At 60.1% G+C, this 14,353-nt stretch carries 13 protein-coding genes; 4 read left to right on the forward strand and 9 right to left on the reverse strand.

Going from position 1 to position 14,353, the window contains the following annotated elements; translation table 11 throughout:
• Position 1: 1 nt before the first annotated feature.
• A complete protein-coding gene (locus tag NTX40_00235; GenBank protein MCX5647519.1) occupies positions 2 to 1,210 on the reverse strand; it encodes a hypothetical protein in 1,209 nt (402 codons plus the stop codon).
• 242 nt (positions 1,211 to 1,452) lie between these two features.
• Between NTX40_00235 and NTX40_00240 the strand changes: the two genes are divergently transcribed.
• Positions 1,453 to 2,112, forward strand: coding sequence for a helix-turn-helix domain-containing protein (locus NTX40_00240; protein MCX5647520.1), 660 nt, complete (start codon positions 1,453 to 1,455; stop codon positions 2,110 to 2,112).
• A gap of 315 nt (positions 2,113 to 2,427) precedes the next feature.
• Here NTX40_00240 and NTX40_00245 read toward each other — a convergent pair whose 3' ends face one another.
• From NTX40_00245 to NTX40_00260, 4 genes are all read right to left on the reverse strand, one after another.
• Complete coding sequence (locus NTX40_00245) at positions 2,428 to 3,468, reverse strand: AAA family ATPase (GenBank protein MCX5647521.1); 1,041 nt, start codon at positions 3,466 to 3,468, stop codon at positions 2,428 to 2,430.
• Between the two features lie 114 nt (positions 3,469 to 3,582).
• On the reverse strand, positions 3,583 to 4,143 hold the full coding sequence (locus NTX40_00250; GenBank protein ID MCX5647522.1) for a nucleotidyltransferase domain-containing protein: 561 nt from the start codon (positions 4,141 to 4,143) through the stop codon (positions 3,583 to 3,585).
• On the reverse strand, positions 4,140 to 4,643 hold the full coding sequence (locus NTX40_00255; GenBank protein MCX5647523.1) for a hypothetical protein: 504 nt from the start codon (positions 4,641 to 4,643) through the stop codon (positions 4,140 to 4,142). Before NTX40_00255 ends, NTX40_00250 begins: the two co-directional genes overlap by 4 nt.
• A gap of 197 nt (positions 4,644 to 4,840) precedes the next feature.
• Positions 4,841 to 5,812, reverse strand: coding sequence for a radical SAM protein (locus NTX40_00260; GenBank protein MCX5647524.1), 972 nt, complete (start codon positions 5,810 to 5,812; stop codon positions 4,841 to 4,843).
• 943 nt (positions 5,813 to 6,755) lie between these two features.
• Here NTX40_00260 and NTX40_00265 point away from each other — a divergent pair.
• The 3 genes from NTX40_00265 to NTX40_00275 all read left to right on the forward strand — a co-directional run bounded on the left by NTX40_00265 (position 6,756) and on the right by NTX40_00275 (position 8,793).
• Entirely contained in the window at positions 6,756 to 7,385 is a 630-nt protein-coding gene (locus NTX40_00265; GenBank protein MCX5647525.1) for a tyrosine-type recombinase/integrase, read from the forward strand.
• 78 nt (positions 7,386 to 7,463) lie between these two features.
• Positions 7,464 to 8,003 carry a hypothetical protein gene (locus NTX40_00270; GenBank protein ID MCX5647526.1) on the forward strand — a complete coding sequence of 180 codons (540 nt, stop codon included), beginning with the start codon at positions 7,464 to 7,466 and terminating at the stop codon, positions 8,001 to 8,003.
• A gap of 46 nt (positions 8,004 to 8,049) precedes the next feature.
• Positions 8,050 to 8,793: a class I SAM-dependent methyltransferase family protein gene (locus NTX40_00275; protein ID MCX5647527.1), complete on the forward strand. Its 744-nt coding sequence runs from the start codon at positions 8,050 to 8,052 to the stop codon at positions 8,791 to 8,793.
• A gap of 72 nt (positions 8,794 to 8,865) precedes the next feature.
• Here the strand turns inward: NTX40_00275 and NTX40_00280 are convergent, their stop codons facing one another.
• The 4 genes from NTX40_00280 to NTX40_00295 form a co-directional block, all read right to left on the reverse strand.
• Positions 8,866 to 10,002, reverse strand: coding sequence for a glycoside hydrolase family 16 protein (locus tag NTX40_00280; GenBank protein ID MCX5647528.1), 1,137 nt, complete (start codon positions 10,000 to 10,002; stop codon positions 8,866 to 8,868).
• A gap of 99 nt (positions 10,003 to 10,101) precedes the next feature.
• A complete protein-coding gene (locus NTX40_00285) occupies positions 10,102 to 10,842 on the reverse strand; it encodes a hypothetical protein (GenBank protein MCX5647529.1) in 741 nt (246 codons plus the stop codon).
• A gap of 20 nt (positions 10,843 to 10,862) precedes the next feature.
• Positions 10,863 to 11,711: a hypothetical protein gene (locus tag NTX40_00290; GenBank protein ID MCX5647530.1), complete on the reverse strand. Its 849-nt coding sequence runs from the start codon at positions 11,709 to 11,711 to the stop codon at positions 10,863 to 10,865.
• A 553-nt stretch (positions 11,712 to 12,264) separates the two neighbouring features.
• Positions 12,265 to 14,353: DUF87 domain-containing protein (locus tag NTX40_00295; protein ID MCX5647531.1), on the reverse strand; the 2,089-nt coding region annotated here is incomplete at its 5' end.

A 14,353-nucleotide genomic window follows, 5' to 3' on the forward strand; every position in this document is an offset into this window, starting at 1 on the left:
CTCACGCCTCCTGCCCGTGCCACAGGCTCTTCGTCCCTTCCCGCTTGCGGATGAGCCTGAATGCCTTGCCGTCGACCAGGACTTCCGCAGGCCGTAGCCGACCACAGAAATGCGAGCTCATTGAGAACCCGTAAGCGCCGACGTCGCGGAAAACGACGAGATCGCCTTCGCGGGGCGCCGGGGCCGAGGGGATGGGCTCTGACAGGATGTCTCCGGCTGCCACCGTGTTGCCGCAGACCACCAGCCGACAGCGTTTTCCTCGGGTTCGTTTCCTGTAAATCACCGTGGTGCGATGGAACTGGCCGTAGACGTACGGTCGCGCGAAGTTGCTGAGGCCCGTGTCGCACCCGACGAACACCGTGCCGCTTCTTCTCTTGACGTCCACGACCCTGGCAACCAGAACGGCTGCGTCGCCGGTCACGCAACGCCCTGGCTCGAGTTTCAGTTCCACGGGCGCCTGCTTCTTGAGGGAAAGCGTGTGCAGGCGAGGAGAGACCTGCATCTCCAGCGCACGCCAGTCAAAGGGGCGCTCGGACTCCCTGTAGGGGATGCCGAAGCCGCCGCCAAGATCGACGTACCGGAGGTCGGGAATCTCCCGTGCCGCCGCTATGAGTTCGTCCAGTTCTCGAAGAAAATGTCCCGGGTCCAGGATGTTGGTGCCGCTGTACATCTGCAGACCGACGAGTCGCGCGCCGCTGCGCTCCGCGAGCCGTCGGGCCCTGGGGAGATCGGCTTTGTCCACGCCCAGCCTGGAGTTGCGGCCGGCGGCCACGTTGATGGCCCCCCTGGGCGACTTCATCTCCGAATTCAGCCTGATCCCGACCTCCCTAAGCCCGCCGATCCGGATGAACTTTTCCAGTTGCCCGAGGGAGTCCGCGTTGACCGCACAGCGGGCCCGGGCGATCTTTTTGATTTCCGGTTCGGTGAAGTTGCATCCGGTCACGACGATTTCTGCCGCACTGAATCCCGCGCGCAGGGCCAGCGCGAGTTCGCCGGGCGAGGAGGCGTGCACTCCGGCTCCGCAGCCGCGCACCAGACGGAGCAGGGCCAGGTTGGCGTTGCTCATCACCGCGAAGTGTATCCGAAGGGGACGGTACCGGATCGTGTTGCGGATCCGCGCAAGTTTCCCGCGGATCCTGGCCGCATCGTAAACGTACAGCGGCGTGCCGAAACGGTCGGCAATCTCGAGTAGGCGCGTCTTTCCGACCATTGCCGGTTCGCCCCAAGCCGAAATGCTGGCACGGTTTCTGCTGACCGAAACCACCTTGTTCGAAAGCCCGTAGCGTTCCTGCAGCGACTACAGAGGAGCCTCTTGTATGCTAGGCCCGGCGGTTCCTCGATGCCAGGAAATTTGTGCTTGCGCCAAGGGGCCTTTCTGGCGTACACCACAGCCGAAGCGATGCGGGCGAACCACCATGCGCCTATTAAATCCTTGCGCCACCAATATCAAACATGTGGGTCGCCACGTTGAAGATAAGGCACGACTGCATCATGGGAAACCGCTGCAGGCAGTTCAGGACGATGAGCGTAGGAATGCCGTTCAGCGTTTACACGGAACGCGGCATCACCTACGCGCCGCAGATTCACACCCTGTATGGCAGGCCGGACGACGTCAGGTCATTCATAAACAGCCTCGCCAGAGACCCGAGGGTCAGGCACATGGAGTCTGACGGCGACACCGTGTTCCTCACGGAAGTGAGGAAAGACAGGATACCCTCCACGTTCTACAATCCCAGGCTCATCATGGTCAGGCCTGTGGAAGTGGACCTGGACGGCTATGAATACTGGCGGCTGGCCAGTTGGGACAGGGGAGCGATCAACGCATTTATCCTGGCGCAAAAGCGCAACAGGAACATCGAAGAAGTGAGCGTCTTGAGTCTGAGAAAAGCGCAGGTGCGGGACGTGTACGTCATGCACCTGTTTCCGGAACTCACCGGCCAACAGAAGAGGGCGATTGAGCTTGCTCTGGAGCACGGCTATTACTCGTGGCCCAAGAGGACAGACCTGAAGAAGCTTGCGAAGGCGATGGGCGTATCCGTACAGACCTACAGGGAGCACCTGAAGAGGGCTGAAGGGAAGCTGATGCCCGAGTTCGCGAAGGCTATTAAATAGAGTGCCTTACATGTAAGGCCCAAAGGTCAAGCAACGTGGCTCCGTACTTCAATTGATTGATTGGTGTGGATACTCGCGGCCGGAGCGGTTCCTGTCTGCAGCAGAAAGCCCACCAGGGGTGGTCGGTTAAGGACAGGGCCAGAGCCATGCACGCCGAGGCACAACGCCGAGAGCAGATTAGAGATTGAAGGCAACAGTGCGCACGGCGCGGCAAGCGACCCGAAGTTCAGGGTGTCGCCATGGTTGGGCCTGCATCTGCAGACAGGAGCGAGAATGACCGCAATCGGGCGGTTGAGTCGCGGCAAAGTCAGTGCGTCACTTGTCGGCCCTTAGCAGTCGTACGTTCCCCTTCACCCGTGCTCGCTCACAGGTCAGCAGACCAAGCCGAACGAGCTGGTTGACGTAGGCAGAGAACGTTCGTGGAGCAATGGGTTTGCGGTTCGCCTGGCTGCAACGGTCCAGGTAGGTCTCCCAGAGGGCGGTGCAGAGCACTTCCTTTTGCTGGCGCGCGATCTGGCAGAGCATCCTGTGATCCTCGGTCAGGTTGGCGAGCATCTGGCCGGACCTGGTTGCGTGGGCATCGTTCCAGCCGGCGGAGACATCGGACGGCATGATGGCCTCGTGTCCCGCCTGCTGGGCCGCCTCTGCCGCGTTCCTAAGCGTTTGAATCGCCACGCGGGCATCACCGTTGCTTACGGCCGCGATGCGTTTTGTGAGGTGAGCCGGGCACGCGTTCTGAGCGAGTGCCAGTTCCGCCCTTCGTGTGAGCATCTCGACGGCCTCTCCCGCTGAATAGGGTTCGAAACTGACCGTCCGGGGGTTGATCCTCGATACGATCCGTTTTTCCAACTCGCAGAGGGCGCCGAGGGTGTTGGATATGCAGATCAGGCCAGTGTTGCCGATGGCGTCCAGGCTGTACAGAACCCTGGCCCGCTCGCAGGGCGCGATCCTGTCTATCTCGTCCAGCAGGATGATCATACAGCGGTTGCCCAGGTGACGCTGCAACCTCTCCATCTTCACGCTGGACCGGTGTTCTTCGGCGCGGAAGATCTTCAACTCCGTGACGATCTGGTCCAGAATCTCGTACAGGGTGTCCCTGACCCAGCAGTTGACCACCAGGCAGGGCACTGCGGTCTCTCGCTGAATCCGGGCCAGCACCGCCCTTGCGGTGGCTGTCTTGCCCGATCCCGGAACTCCATGCAGCCAGAGGTGGACCGGCTTTCGGCCGCTCCGCAGGGGCTCGAGGCGTGCCTCGATGAGCCTTGCCTGCGTGTCGCGAGCAATCAGGTCGGCCGGGACGAAGTCTTCACGAAGCGGAGCGTCATCTAGGATGATGCGCGTGGGGTGGTCGTTCACAATGACGATATGAAGCTAAACTTTATAAATGTGTCCGTTGTGGGGCGCGGAGCATGCTGGTGACGGATCAAGCGGGGCTGTGTGGAAAGTCACCATGCGGCACGAGATGAGAACTCAGATCCATACCTGCCGTGACTGGAAATTCACGCGGTGTTGTTTGAGAGCGAGCTCGATTCTGCGGCAGCCGTCCCGGGGAAGAAGGAAACAACCGCTGGACAGCCGGATGCCACCGAGGTCAGCCAGCAGGCCGCGATACTGGTATCCTGCGGTCTTGCGGGCATAGAGCAGTCTATTGAATCTGGCCTTTTGGGGTTGGGGGAGGCCTTTCAGACTGAACGTGTACAAGGCGAAGGGCTTCAGATCCAAGAGACGGGCTGCGGGGAGATCGAGTGGCTCCTTCAAGAAAAGAATCTTGCCTTCGCGGAAGATGTTGCGGAGCAGGCCCGTATCCATTTTTCTGATCTGTTGGAGGGAGCGGATGGTGGGTTGGATCTCGCGGCCGAATTCCCGCTCTGCGAGGCATTCGTTGACGACTCTGGCTTGGCTGGGCCTGCGCACGAGGATGAGCAGGTCCACGTCGGACTTCGGGCCGTGGTCGCCACGGGCGAAGCTGCCGTAGAGTACAATGGCCACCACGCCAGGCAGCCGGCCAACGGTCTTCACGATCCTGCTCACGAGTCTGTGCTGTTCCATATTCGCCTGCCCAGTCTTTTCTCGAGGAATTGCGCAAAGGTCTTGAGATGTCTCATCACCAGTCGGGCGCGATGACCGTTCGTGCCATCATAGCCCAGGTCACCATAAGCGAACCATATCTTCCTCATGGCGACGGTGATCTGGTGAGGATACTCGCGGTTGGCAAAGCCCTGTCTCTCGTGATGGGTTCCGAAGTGCATGCCATGACCGGCCGCGTCTGCTTCGATGAGTTGCTCCACGACTTTGATGGCCAAGTCACCCACCACCGTATGCTGGTGCCTCCTGTAGGCCTCCTGTAATGCGGAGAGCTTCTCCCTTGCGATCTTGAGGTGCTGGTCGCTGTCTCCCATGCAGATCTGCGCTTTTCTACGGCGCGCCTGCGGTGGAACGTTGAAGCGCGGATGAGGGGCGGGAAGCCCTTCCTGACGAGTTGAGAGGGCGGCACTGCCGTCAGGAACGCGTTCGCAGGCACCCTCTGCCATTGCATGAGAGCCCTCCTCGCAAACCTTTTAAGCCACCACGCCTAACAGTCTTCATGAGGGCGGAAATCAAGGCCTGGTGGGTACTACGTGGCACCAACGACCGCCGATCGTGCTACCACAATCCTGGCAGGGGGCTCTATTGGGGGAATACCGAGACAGGAGAGGAGATAAGTAGTGCCAAGGAACCCTCTCCTGGACTACTCCCCCAGGGCGGGACAAGCCAGCTCTGATCTGCGTCCGGATTCGAGGCCGCGGCACCACCTAAACAGCCTGTCCCGGTCGAGCACCAACGATCCGTTCGGAAGAATGTGACCTATCCGATTCTCATCAAGGTACAGTTTCACCGTGCACTTGTTGATCGCGCCATCAGCCCGGATCGCAAGCGAATTGAGCCTGGCAGCATAGCAGATGGGGATGAAATGGCTGGTCGTGATGCAGCGGGCTCCCTTGGATTGGGCATAGGCGCGCACTTGCCTGGCCCGTCGGTGGCCCTGTTCCAGAGAAAACACCGGCAGGTGCGCGTCGTCGGGACATCCCAGTCGAGACAGCGGTCTTGCGAAAAGACGGAACCGCGAATCGCCGCCGAACACGCGTGCATACTCGTCGACGAACGGCGGAAGGGCCCGGTAGTTCTCTTTGTCGAGATGGAGCCGAACCAGAATCGTGCATTGTTCCCTGGTGTTCCGTATGTCGAGCAGGTTTCCCCAGATCCTGTCGAACGTGCCCTTGCCCCCGGCGAGCACGCGCTTCTTGTCGTGAACGTCCCTGGGGCCGTCGAAGGCAATTTGAAACTCCCTGACCCCGAGGCACACCAGCGTCTTGAGCGTGCCTGGCGTCAACAGGTACCCGTTGGTGGTCATGTCGGCGCCGTATGCCAACTGCGGCTTACGACAGATCAGGGTCCGAATGTGCCGCGAGATGTCCTTGATGATGTCCAGCGCCAGGAGAGGTTCGCCGCCGAACCATGATATACTGAGCGCGCTCAGGTCCGCCATCCGTGCGCGCAGCAGGTTCTTGATACCTGTAACCACGTCCGAGGCCATCTTGCCACCGCGGACCACCTCGTAGCAGTACGAACATCGGAAGTTGCAGGCCTCGGTGGGATAAAGGATAAGGTGCAATCGATCGCCGGCAACAGCGGCCAGCATGTCCGGTGCGGTCAGCCGCATTCGCGATGTCCTCTGAACCGGGCGATCAGGCGCAATTGCACAGCGTCAGTTGGCACCCGCATTGCGCCACGCATGTGCACATGCTATCGGGCCGAGGGCATCCGCACCCGATATTCGTATGTCCGCCGCAGCCGCCTCCACTTACCGGGGGAGGGCAGAAACTGTCCGGCAGGCAGTATGAATTCGCGGCGAGTACCCGAGTTTTCTGCTTCTTTAGTTTCTTAATCATCCGTGCTAGTTTTGGATCTTTGATGACCACCCTTCCGTAATTGTCGACATCCATGCATTTCAGGTGAAACGTGACAATGGGCTTCGCTTTCCCGGGCGCACTCTTTTTCGCCTTCGGCCGCTTCTTCATGACCACACGCTCCTTTCGAGGTACGTACGGTTTGGACGCAAGAACCCTGCCGGAGACTCCGCGGTTATCCGCACCGAAGTGTTCTTGGGTCGGCGCACATCTCCCCTAGCAAGAGACTGCCTCCCATCCCATACCAGGATAATCGATGCAACTTGCGCGACCTTATCCAATCCGCGCCGGAATGTCAACACCCTTGCACCCTGACTTGTGGTTCGTCCCGTTAGGGTCGCCCCATTAGATCGCACCATTTGGCTTGACATGGCGCGATGGCCCCCTATGATGACAACCGGTCTTCCTGAAAAGGTTCAGATTTGGTGCGAAGTCTGAACCGAGTTTTCTTCCTGCCGGCGTCCTCCCTTACGGTTTTTCCGATTCGGAGTGACGCTTTCTGCCCATAGCCTTCCAGCCTATCTCGTCAGGCCCTTTGACTGCTGTGCTTATTAACCCCTCGCGCCAACAGTAGGCCGTGGGCCGCTACTACGCATGCGCCGGGCCCGGACAGCCTTTCCGGCCATCCCGAAAAGGTTCACTTTTCGCACCATTTGAGAACCTTCGGGGAATGGGGGCTGACACGCGTGGGGAAGAATGGCTCAGGTCAATTGGGTTCTGGATCCGGGCAAGTGTCTTACGCCGGCAGAGGTCAGACGGCTGCGCTGCGCGTCGAAGAAAGAGGCCCGGGCTGCGCAAGCAGCAGGAAAGAATGTGCCCGTGCGGGACCACTTCATCGTCGAACTGGCCCTCGCCACCGGCCTGCGCGTGATGGAGATCACGCGGCTCAGGTGCGGCGACGTGTTTACGGACAAGCGCCAGCCCTGGCTCATTGTCCGGGCTGGGAAGGGCGGCCGGCGGAGAGTGGTCTGGTTCAGTGCCTCGTTCGGGCAGTGCCTCAACGAGTACCTGGACTGGAAGACGGCAGCAGGGGAACTGGTCGGACAGGAAGATCCGTTGCTCCGGTCCAGCAACACCGGCAACTGCCTGACGACGCGGGCGGTCCAGAAGGCGTTCAAACGCTGTGCGGCCCGGGCGGGGCTTCCGAGCCGCCATTCCATTCACGGCCTGCGGCACACCTACGCCTGCGCGCTTTACAAGGCGAGCGGCTACAACCTGCGCCTGGTCCAGAAGCAGCTGGGACACGCGAGGATTGTGACAACCCAGGTGTACGCGGACGTGATGGCCCCGGACGTCCGGCGGGCCCTCGAGCGGCTGTACCGTTAGACCATCGGAAGCATTTAAGGCCGCGTCGGCAATTAGTAAACGGAGGGTGCCGGACGCGCGCACTCCGATGGTGGTCGTTTGGGTCTGGCGTGGATTCTGAAGAAACTCCTGTGGGCGAATGCGTTCGGCACGGAACAGGGCCGCATCAAGTTGTTCGGCAAGATGAACTGGACGCTGTTCCCGTCCCGCGCCCTGGCGCTGAACCTGCAGACGATCGGCGAGAAACTCGGCGAAGACTTTGTCTACGAGTTGGGCTACCAGGCCGGCAAGGACGCGGCCGAGGAGATCGTCAAGTACATGGGCTTGCGGCCTCGAGGCGGGTGGGCGACGCAGAAGGCCGTGATCTCGCTGCTCGAGTTCATCGGCTTCGGGAAACCCGAGTTTGTGCACGTGAAAATCAAGGGCCGCCACCATCACATCATTGTCCACGTGCGGGACAACCCTGTCATCGAGCACGGCGCGAGGATGTTCGGCGCCAGGTCCGTGGCGTGCAAGTGGTTCATGGGCGTCTACGCCGCTCACGGCGAGATGGAACTTGGCGTCAGACACGTCCGCCTGAAAGAGAACAGGTGCATCCGCCTGGGGGACCCCTACTGTGAGTGGGAGACGAAAGCGTAAGAATTGCAGCCGTCCGAATGGCATTCTCGCCCGCATGGCGGTCAGGGTGGGCAGGCCCATCGTGCGGCACCTGAGCGAACTCGCGCGCGAGTCTCTGCGACAGCCCGGCAGTTGGCGGTGCTTGGAGATCGTCTATCGGAACGAGCCGCGAACACTGCTCGACCGATTATGGCTGTCGAGCCGGGCTGCCCGCGGCGCGAGGAACCGGCTCCAGATTCTGACGGAAGAACTCTGTGCGATTGTCCTAGAGCGTGCCCAGAGGGACGGGACCGTGAATCTCCTGAGCCTTGGTTCTGGTCCAGGCCACGAAATCCTCGGTTGCCTCGAGCAGGTGCAGGACTGCATACATGTCGAAGCCACCTGTGTGGATCGGGACCCGGAAGCCCTTCGGTACGGAAGAATGCTGGCTGCCCAGAAAGACCTGGACGGAAGCGTGAATTACGTTCGCGGCAACGTCCTCGGTGCGGACGCCCTGCCGGCCTGCCAGGATGTAGCCGTACTCTCCGGCCTGCTGGACTATTTTGATTCAGAGGCCGCCGTGTCGGTGCTCACGAGGGTTCGCGAGAAACTCAAACCAGGCGGCATCGTTCTCTTGGCCAACATGCGCCGCCACCGCCTGGCCTCAACCATGAGCCTTCTTGGGAACTGGCAGCTGGTCTATCGAGAACCCTCGGAGGTTGAGCGGCTTCTGGCCGAGAGCGGGTACTGCGAAGTGGAGGTCTGGCTCGAGCCCGAAAAGGTGTTCTGCATCGGAAGTGGGGGCATTCTTTCTACCACTGCACAGCCTTGACCGGCCTCGTGGCGCAGACTTGAGCACACGTACCCATCGTATAGCCAAGCGCCCGTCAGCCCACCATGAGCCTTAGGGGGAACGGCTGTCCAGGGGCACGAACTCGAACCGCCGGATGATCACTTCGTGGGTTTGCTCGTTCTTCGGTGCTCGTCCACCGAGCAGCCAGAGGTTCATCCGTACATTCTCCCCGCCTGCCTGCGGGACCCCCTCTTGGGAAAACGTCCACTCTTGGATCAGAGATCCCGCGGACTCCAGACCAGACGCTTGCTCCTTAACAGATCGGAACACCACCTTGTCGCTGCTCCAGGTGAAACTGTGGATCCCGGGGGTGACCTCAGGTGGGATTCGGTACCGTATCAGACGGCCAGGTTGTTGCGCGGGCTGGACGACAAACTGCGCGTTCGTCTTGTCCTCAGCTTGCCCCCATCGGGCGAACTCAATGTCGATCTCCCGATGGCTTTGTGCCGGGTCATCGCTCCATGTAAACAGGCCGAGGACCACGTTTGGGTCCAAATCATCGGCTCGGCTATCGACGCGGAATCGGTAGGTGCCGTAGCCGAAAGATTGTTTCGATATTATCTCTGCACACTGCCATTGGTCGTTGCGGTGGGTGATCTTGAGATGCAGGCGACCTTCGTCATCAACCCACACGTTGTCGGCACTGTCCGAGAAATAATTGGGCCCCGGCCCAACCGGCATTTGGCTGGACTTCACGCGCCACACGTAACCCGAAAAACGAAGTGTTTTTTCCTTCTTGTTTTCCTCACCGGCGCTAGCCTGCGCGATAGCCAATACATCGCCACCCACCTCAGGTAGCACCCGTGTTGTGCTCGGCGGCTTGTAGGATGATTTGACCAAGAGGGCTGCGTACTTGTACCCACCATGTGTGTCGGCTTTCCACTTGCCATCCTTACCGATCTCGGTGTAAGGGGCGGCCACGAACGGTTGGACGTACCACATGTCGCCGTACGCGTAGATAACTACCCTGTAGTCGTCCGGCTTGACGCCGCTTACGGTGCCCTCGATGGTGCCCCACGAGTCTGGGCCCGGTTTCACGCTGTCCGGCGGCGAGCGCGTAATGATGATGCCGGGCTCAGCGCCCCCTGCTTTCCCCTCGTCACCAAGAGCCGTTGCCCCGGCGAGAGTGCAGAAGACTATTGCGACCGCGCCTATCCCCAACCACAAAGTGATGAGATTACTTTTCATGGTGCCTCATCCTTTCTTGCCACAGTATGCACCAGCACCCGTGCGGTGCGGGGGAGGCCGTGGCCCTGCCTCCCCGGTTTTTTTGAACCATTTTGGAGACTATCTTCGGCCTTCGACGACGGTGATGGCCACCACGTCGTCCCCGAGGGACGGCAGAACAGGTGTTTGGGCCGGCGGTTTAAACCCTCGACGCACTACCAGCGCCGCATATTGCGTCCCCGTATGCGTCCAGGTGCCCCAGCTGCCGTCCGGCGCAATTTCGGTACCCGGGCTCTCAATGAGCGGCTGTACGTACCAGGCATTGGTGAGAACATATACAACCACCCGAAACAGGCTCGGATCAACGCCTGATGTTTTCCCCGCAATGTTGGCCGCGGTTTCTGCCCCTCCGTGTTCGCTGTACGGGGGAACGGTTGTCATCTTGATCGCTCGAACGGTCACGATCTTGATCTCCGGGGAGGGCACGGGCGGAGGGCTGCCCGATCTCGGGGGAAGGATCGTCAGTAGCAGGGCTTTTGAAAACAGGGTCTTGGCCCCATGACGAACCTCCAGCGTCACTCTATCCTCTCCGGCCTCTTGCGGAGCGGTGTAACGGCTAGAAAGATCCATGTCCTCACTGGGCTCGCATACGCCTCTCTCAGCAATGGCGTGTAGTCTCAGCCCTTGCGGTGGGTTCGTCACCCGAACACCGACAAGGGCATTGCCTCCAGCGGCGACGGCGGAGTCGGGGGTCACGAATACCTCAAATTGCGGCTCAGGTGCACAGCCGCCCAGGGACACGCTCAGCACAACCACCGCAAGAATCCAGGGGCCGGAAAAGGATGTGGCCTGTTGTTTCATGCGCCTTCCCTCCCAGCTTTTCATGGGTGCGAACCCATACGCTCTGCCTCACCCCTTTCGATGATGTACCGAACCGCATCACGTCGCACAACCTTGTCGGGCAACGACACCCACGGCACTTTCCAATGAAGTCTTATTTCGATTTCGCCGTCGCGGTCTTCCCCTGGGTGATCGTCTCGCTTCCGCAGCCTGACCAGGGCGTAGCCGTGGCCAGGGGACCAAGCCCTGCTGTGCAATCGCTCTTCGTCGCTCTGCCAGTAGCGAGATGTCAGTTGAACAGAGTAAAGTTCCGGGTGGGCTATGGCAAGGGAAATCTGCAACACCTCACCGCCGCCGACTGCCGGGAGGCTCATAAACACACATTCTCCGAAATCGAAATCTGGCGCCGGCAGATTCAGCACCCAAACATTGTAGAGTAGGGTTACCACGGCTAATACCACAGCTAGTAACGCGAGGGCGATGAGGATACGGATGATTCGGGTAGCCAAAGATCTTTTCCGTGGAATAGCACTGTCAACCCAACGGACGAATCGCACTGTGAGATCAGCCAATCGCCCTGCTAGTCCACACGCAGCACGCTCTGCAAAGGTTGCCAGTCGCACCACCATTTCACGCAGAGACACCCCTCGGATCTCGGCTATCAATTTCAGTATGGCGAGCCATGTCGGAAGTAGGAAGAGGTATCGACGGTAGAGTGGGAGCTTGTCCCACGGGTTTGGCAGCCATATCGCCGCGACGAGAGGAAATACGAAAACTATGACAATCCATGTGATAATCTCGGATATGACGTGGGTTTCTTGTGCCCCCGAGGATATCCCAGAGGCCTCGTGCGGTGTTACTGCCCCTTGCCCGTCGCTGGCTTGATGCATGTCCACATCCCCCTAGCGCTGCCTCGACCCTTTCTCGGTTGGGGTCGTAGGTCTCGCAGCGCCGTGCCTGTGTTCTCGCCTGGCGGTCGGCACCACGATGCTGACTACGCAGCACGCGGTTACAGACAATTGCGGAAATCCCTCGAGTCAGAGTCCGCGCTCATAATTCTTGAATTGCAGAATCGACCGTTCTTTCTGCTGATTTTCATTCTATAAGAGCGAGTATAGCTTTCACGGGAAAGTTGTCAAGAGTTTTTTGGTTCATGGTTCAAAACCATTTGCACCGCGGTCGTTCCTGAGCACGGTGGGCAAACTTGGACCAATAAAGTCCCCTGTCCGCGAACCCCTTCTTGCTCATCGACAAGTGGGCTGATTCGGCGGCTGATTCGGCGTGCCCCCGATCTGGCGTTCTTCGACTGTACCAGAGGGAAGTCGTGTCACGGATACCCCTTTCGCCCAAGTGATCTGCGTGTTCCGCGCCGCGAAGGGGTGAGTATGAGGGTTCTGGCCTCAGGCCTTTCGAGAATGGTGCTGAAGCGCGAAGCGGCCAGCGCTACGCCGTTACGAAGCGTTCGAGTGTTTCGCTTCCCGTCACTACAGTTGTGTTTGGACAAGACATGAGCCTCCTGGCAAGCGAGTCCCTCCGGCTCGTGGACGTGGCGACAACGAAAACCGTCCGCATTTCCGCCTCCAGGCACTTCTGGACGTTGGCTGCCGCGTCGGATTCACCGGTCTCGATCTCGAAGGCAATGCGCTCGTTGCCGCGCGAGGCGACGAGGTCGATGGTCTTGCCGCCGCCAATCGGATACTCTTCGGTGACCTCGTAGCCACAGGATTTCAGGTGCTCGGCAAGGCGGCGCTTCCAGTAGGTATGCACCGGCCCGCCGTTCCTGTTTGAAGCGGCGTTGGGCAGCCCAAGCGCCTGCCTTCCTTCTTCTGTCAGGGCGAGGATTTTCCCACTACCGCCACGGAGGGAGATGCTTGCCGACTCGATAAGCCTCCGATCTATCAGGGCGCGCTGGATTGCAGTGCCTTTTCGCGCCGGTAAGGCCAGACGACAATACCGATCCACCACAAAAGATGTTGGACGTTCCTGAACGTCCATCAGAAATTTTCGTTCCTGCGTTGTAAGCCGAATTGCGCACTCATCCCCCATCATCCCCTCGTCTCCTTTTTCCTTTTTTGGAATAGTAATCTTAATGTCATCTTGCGTGGCGTCTTGCCCGGAATCCGCCGCAGACGCCGGAATCGGAGCGGAATGTGTCTCTCGACGTGATGGTTCCAAAGGGGAGGGAGTCGGCAACAGATTTGCTCGTTCCCTTATCGTCTGGTCGCTGACGCGCCCCTTGTCTATCTTGACGAGCGGCAACCTGACCAGGAACGGCCAGAACCAGCGGCCCTGGAGTTTGGCGACCGCCCAGCCCACTTCGAGCCGGCCCAGGTAATCGGTCTGCTCGCTGTTCAAGAGGAGGCAATCCTGCATCATGGCAAGGTCGCCGCGATGTTTAAGATTAAAGGCGAAGGTGGTGTAGGTGTTGCCGAGGGCGGGCTTCGAGATCAGGCTGGGATGCTGGTCCAGGCAGATGATGGCCTCTCCCAGTTCGCGGATCTCCCTCAGGATGACGTCGGTGACGGTCTCTTCGCCCGTGGCCTCCTGCTTCTTCCGCAGCAGGATGTGGTGGGCCTCCTCGATGAAGACGGCGTGCTTGAACTCCTCGCGGTCCGGCTGGCCCATGCGGTAATGGTGGATCCAGAGGAGCAGGGATTCGATCAGGAAGGTCTTGTCCGCGTTGGTCAGGGCGTCAAGTTCAAGGACCACCTGGCGGTTGAGAAGGTCCGCGACGTCGAAGGGGGCCTCGCTGTTCAGCACGCGGCCCATCTCGCCGAAGCAGAGGACCTCCACGGCGCGCATGGCAGACTCCATCCAGCCGGCCTCCCTGCCTTTGGTTTTCCGCTCGAGCAGGAAGTTCCTGACGTCTGCCAGGGTGGGCATGCGTACCGGCGCCCCGTCGTAGACGCCGAATCGCCGGTACAGGCTGTCGATGGCCCGCATGAGCAGAACCGTCACGCCTTCGCCGAGAAAATAGGCGTGGCACATGATCTCGATGAGTTTCTTCAGCCACACCGTCGCCTGGGTCCCCGGCGGCGGGATCAGCGGGTTGAAGTGGAACGGTGCCACGTTTCTGCCCACGGTCAGCACGACGAGATCGCCGCATTCGGGCAGGGAGAGCAGGTCGCGGTAGTTGCGCTTCCAGTCAAAGACCAGAAAGGGCTTACCGGCCCTGATGAGGTCGAGCACCAGAAGGTAGGCCAGGTTGGTCTTGCCGCTGCCCGAGCGGCCGAAGATGCCGATGTGCTGGATGAATTCCTCCTCGCGTATGCCGAAAGGGTACTGCGGTTCCTGTGCGTAGTACACCTGGCCCGCCGGGTAGTCGCCGGCAACCAGCGCGGCGGGTGGGGGCTTGAGAAGAACCTGACTGCTCTCGAAGGTCTCGTCCAGCCTCTGAGCCAGTTCGATGCGGAGGACGCGTTCGATTTCCCTGCGGACTGAAGCGTCGGAAACCACGTACTCCTGCCAGAGGAGGTCGAGTTTTGGTCCCATCACAGGCCTGAGTTTGCGGAAGACGTCATCGATCTTCATG

Source organism: Planctomycetota bacterium (assembly GCA_026387035.1).
In the GTDB taxonomy this organism is placed as follows: Bacteria; Planctomycetota; Phycisphaerae; order FEN-1346; family FEN-1346; genus JAPLMM01.

Excerpts from the sequence above, each read along its gene's own strand:
- NTX40_00255 (MCX5647523.1), bottom strand. The coding sequence starts at position 4,643 with ATGGCAGAGGGTGCCTGCGAACGCGTTCCTGACGGCAGTGCCGCCCTC.
- NTX40_00240 (MCX5647520.1), top strand. The coding sequence starts at position 1,453 with ATGTGGGTCGCCACGTTGAAGATAAGGCACGACTGCATCATGGGAAAC.
- NTX40_00235 (MCX5647519.1), bottom strand. The coding sequence starts at position 1,210 with ATGGTCGGAAAGACGCGCCTACTCGAGATTGCCGACCGTTTCGGCACG.
- NTX40_00290 (MCX5647530.1), bottom strand. The coding sequence starts at position 11,711 with ATGCATCAAGCCAGCGACGGGCAAGGGGCAGTAACACCGCACGAGGCC.
- NTX40_00280 (MCX5647528.1), bottom strand. The coding sequence starts at position 10,002 with ATGAAAAGTAATCTCATCACTTTGTGGTTGGGGATAGGCGCGGTCGCA.
- NTX40_00260 (MCX5647524.1), bottom strand. The coding sequence starts at position 5,812 with ATGCGGCTGACCGCACCGGACATGCTGGCCGCTGTTGCCGGCGATCGA.
- NTX40_00265 (MCX5647525.1), top strand. The coding sequence starts at position 6,756 with ATGGCTCAGGTCAATTGGGTTCTGGATCCGGGCAAGTGTCTTACGCCG.
- NTX40_00285 (MCX5647529.1), bottom strand. The coding sequence starts at position 10,842 with ATGAAACAACAGGCCACATCCTTTTCCGGCCCCTGGATTCTTGCGGTG.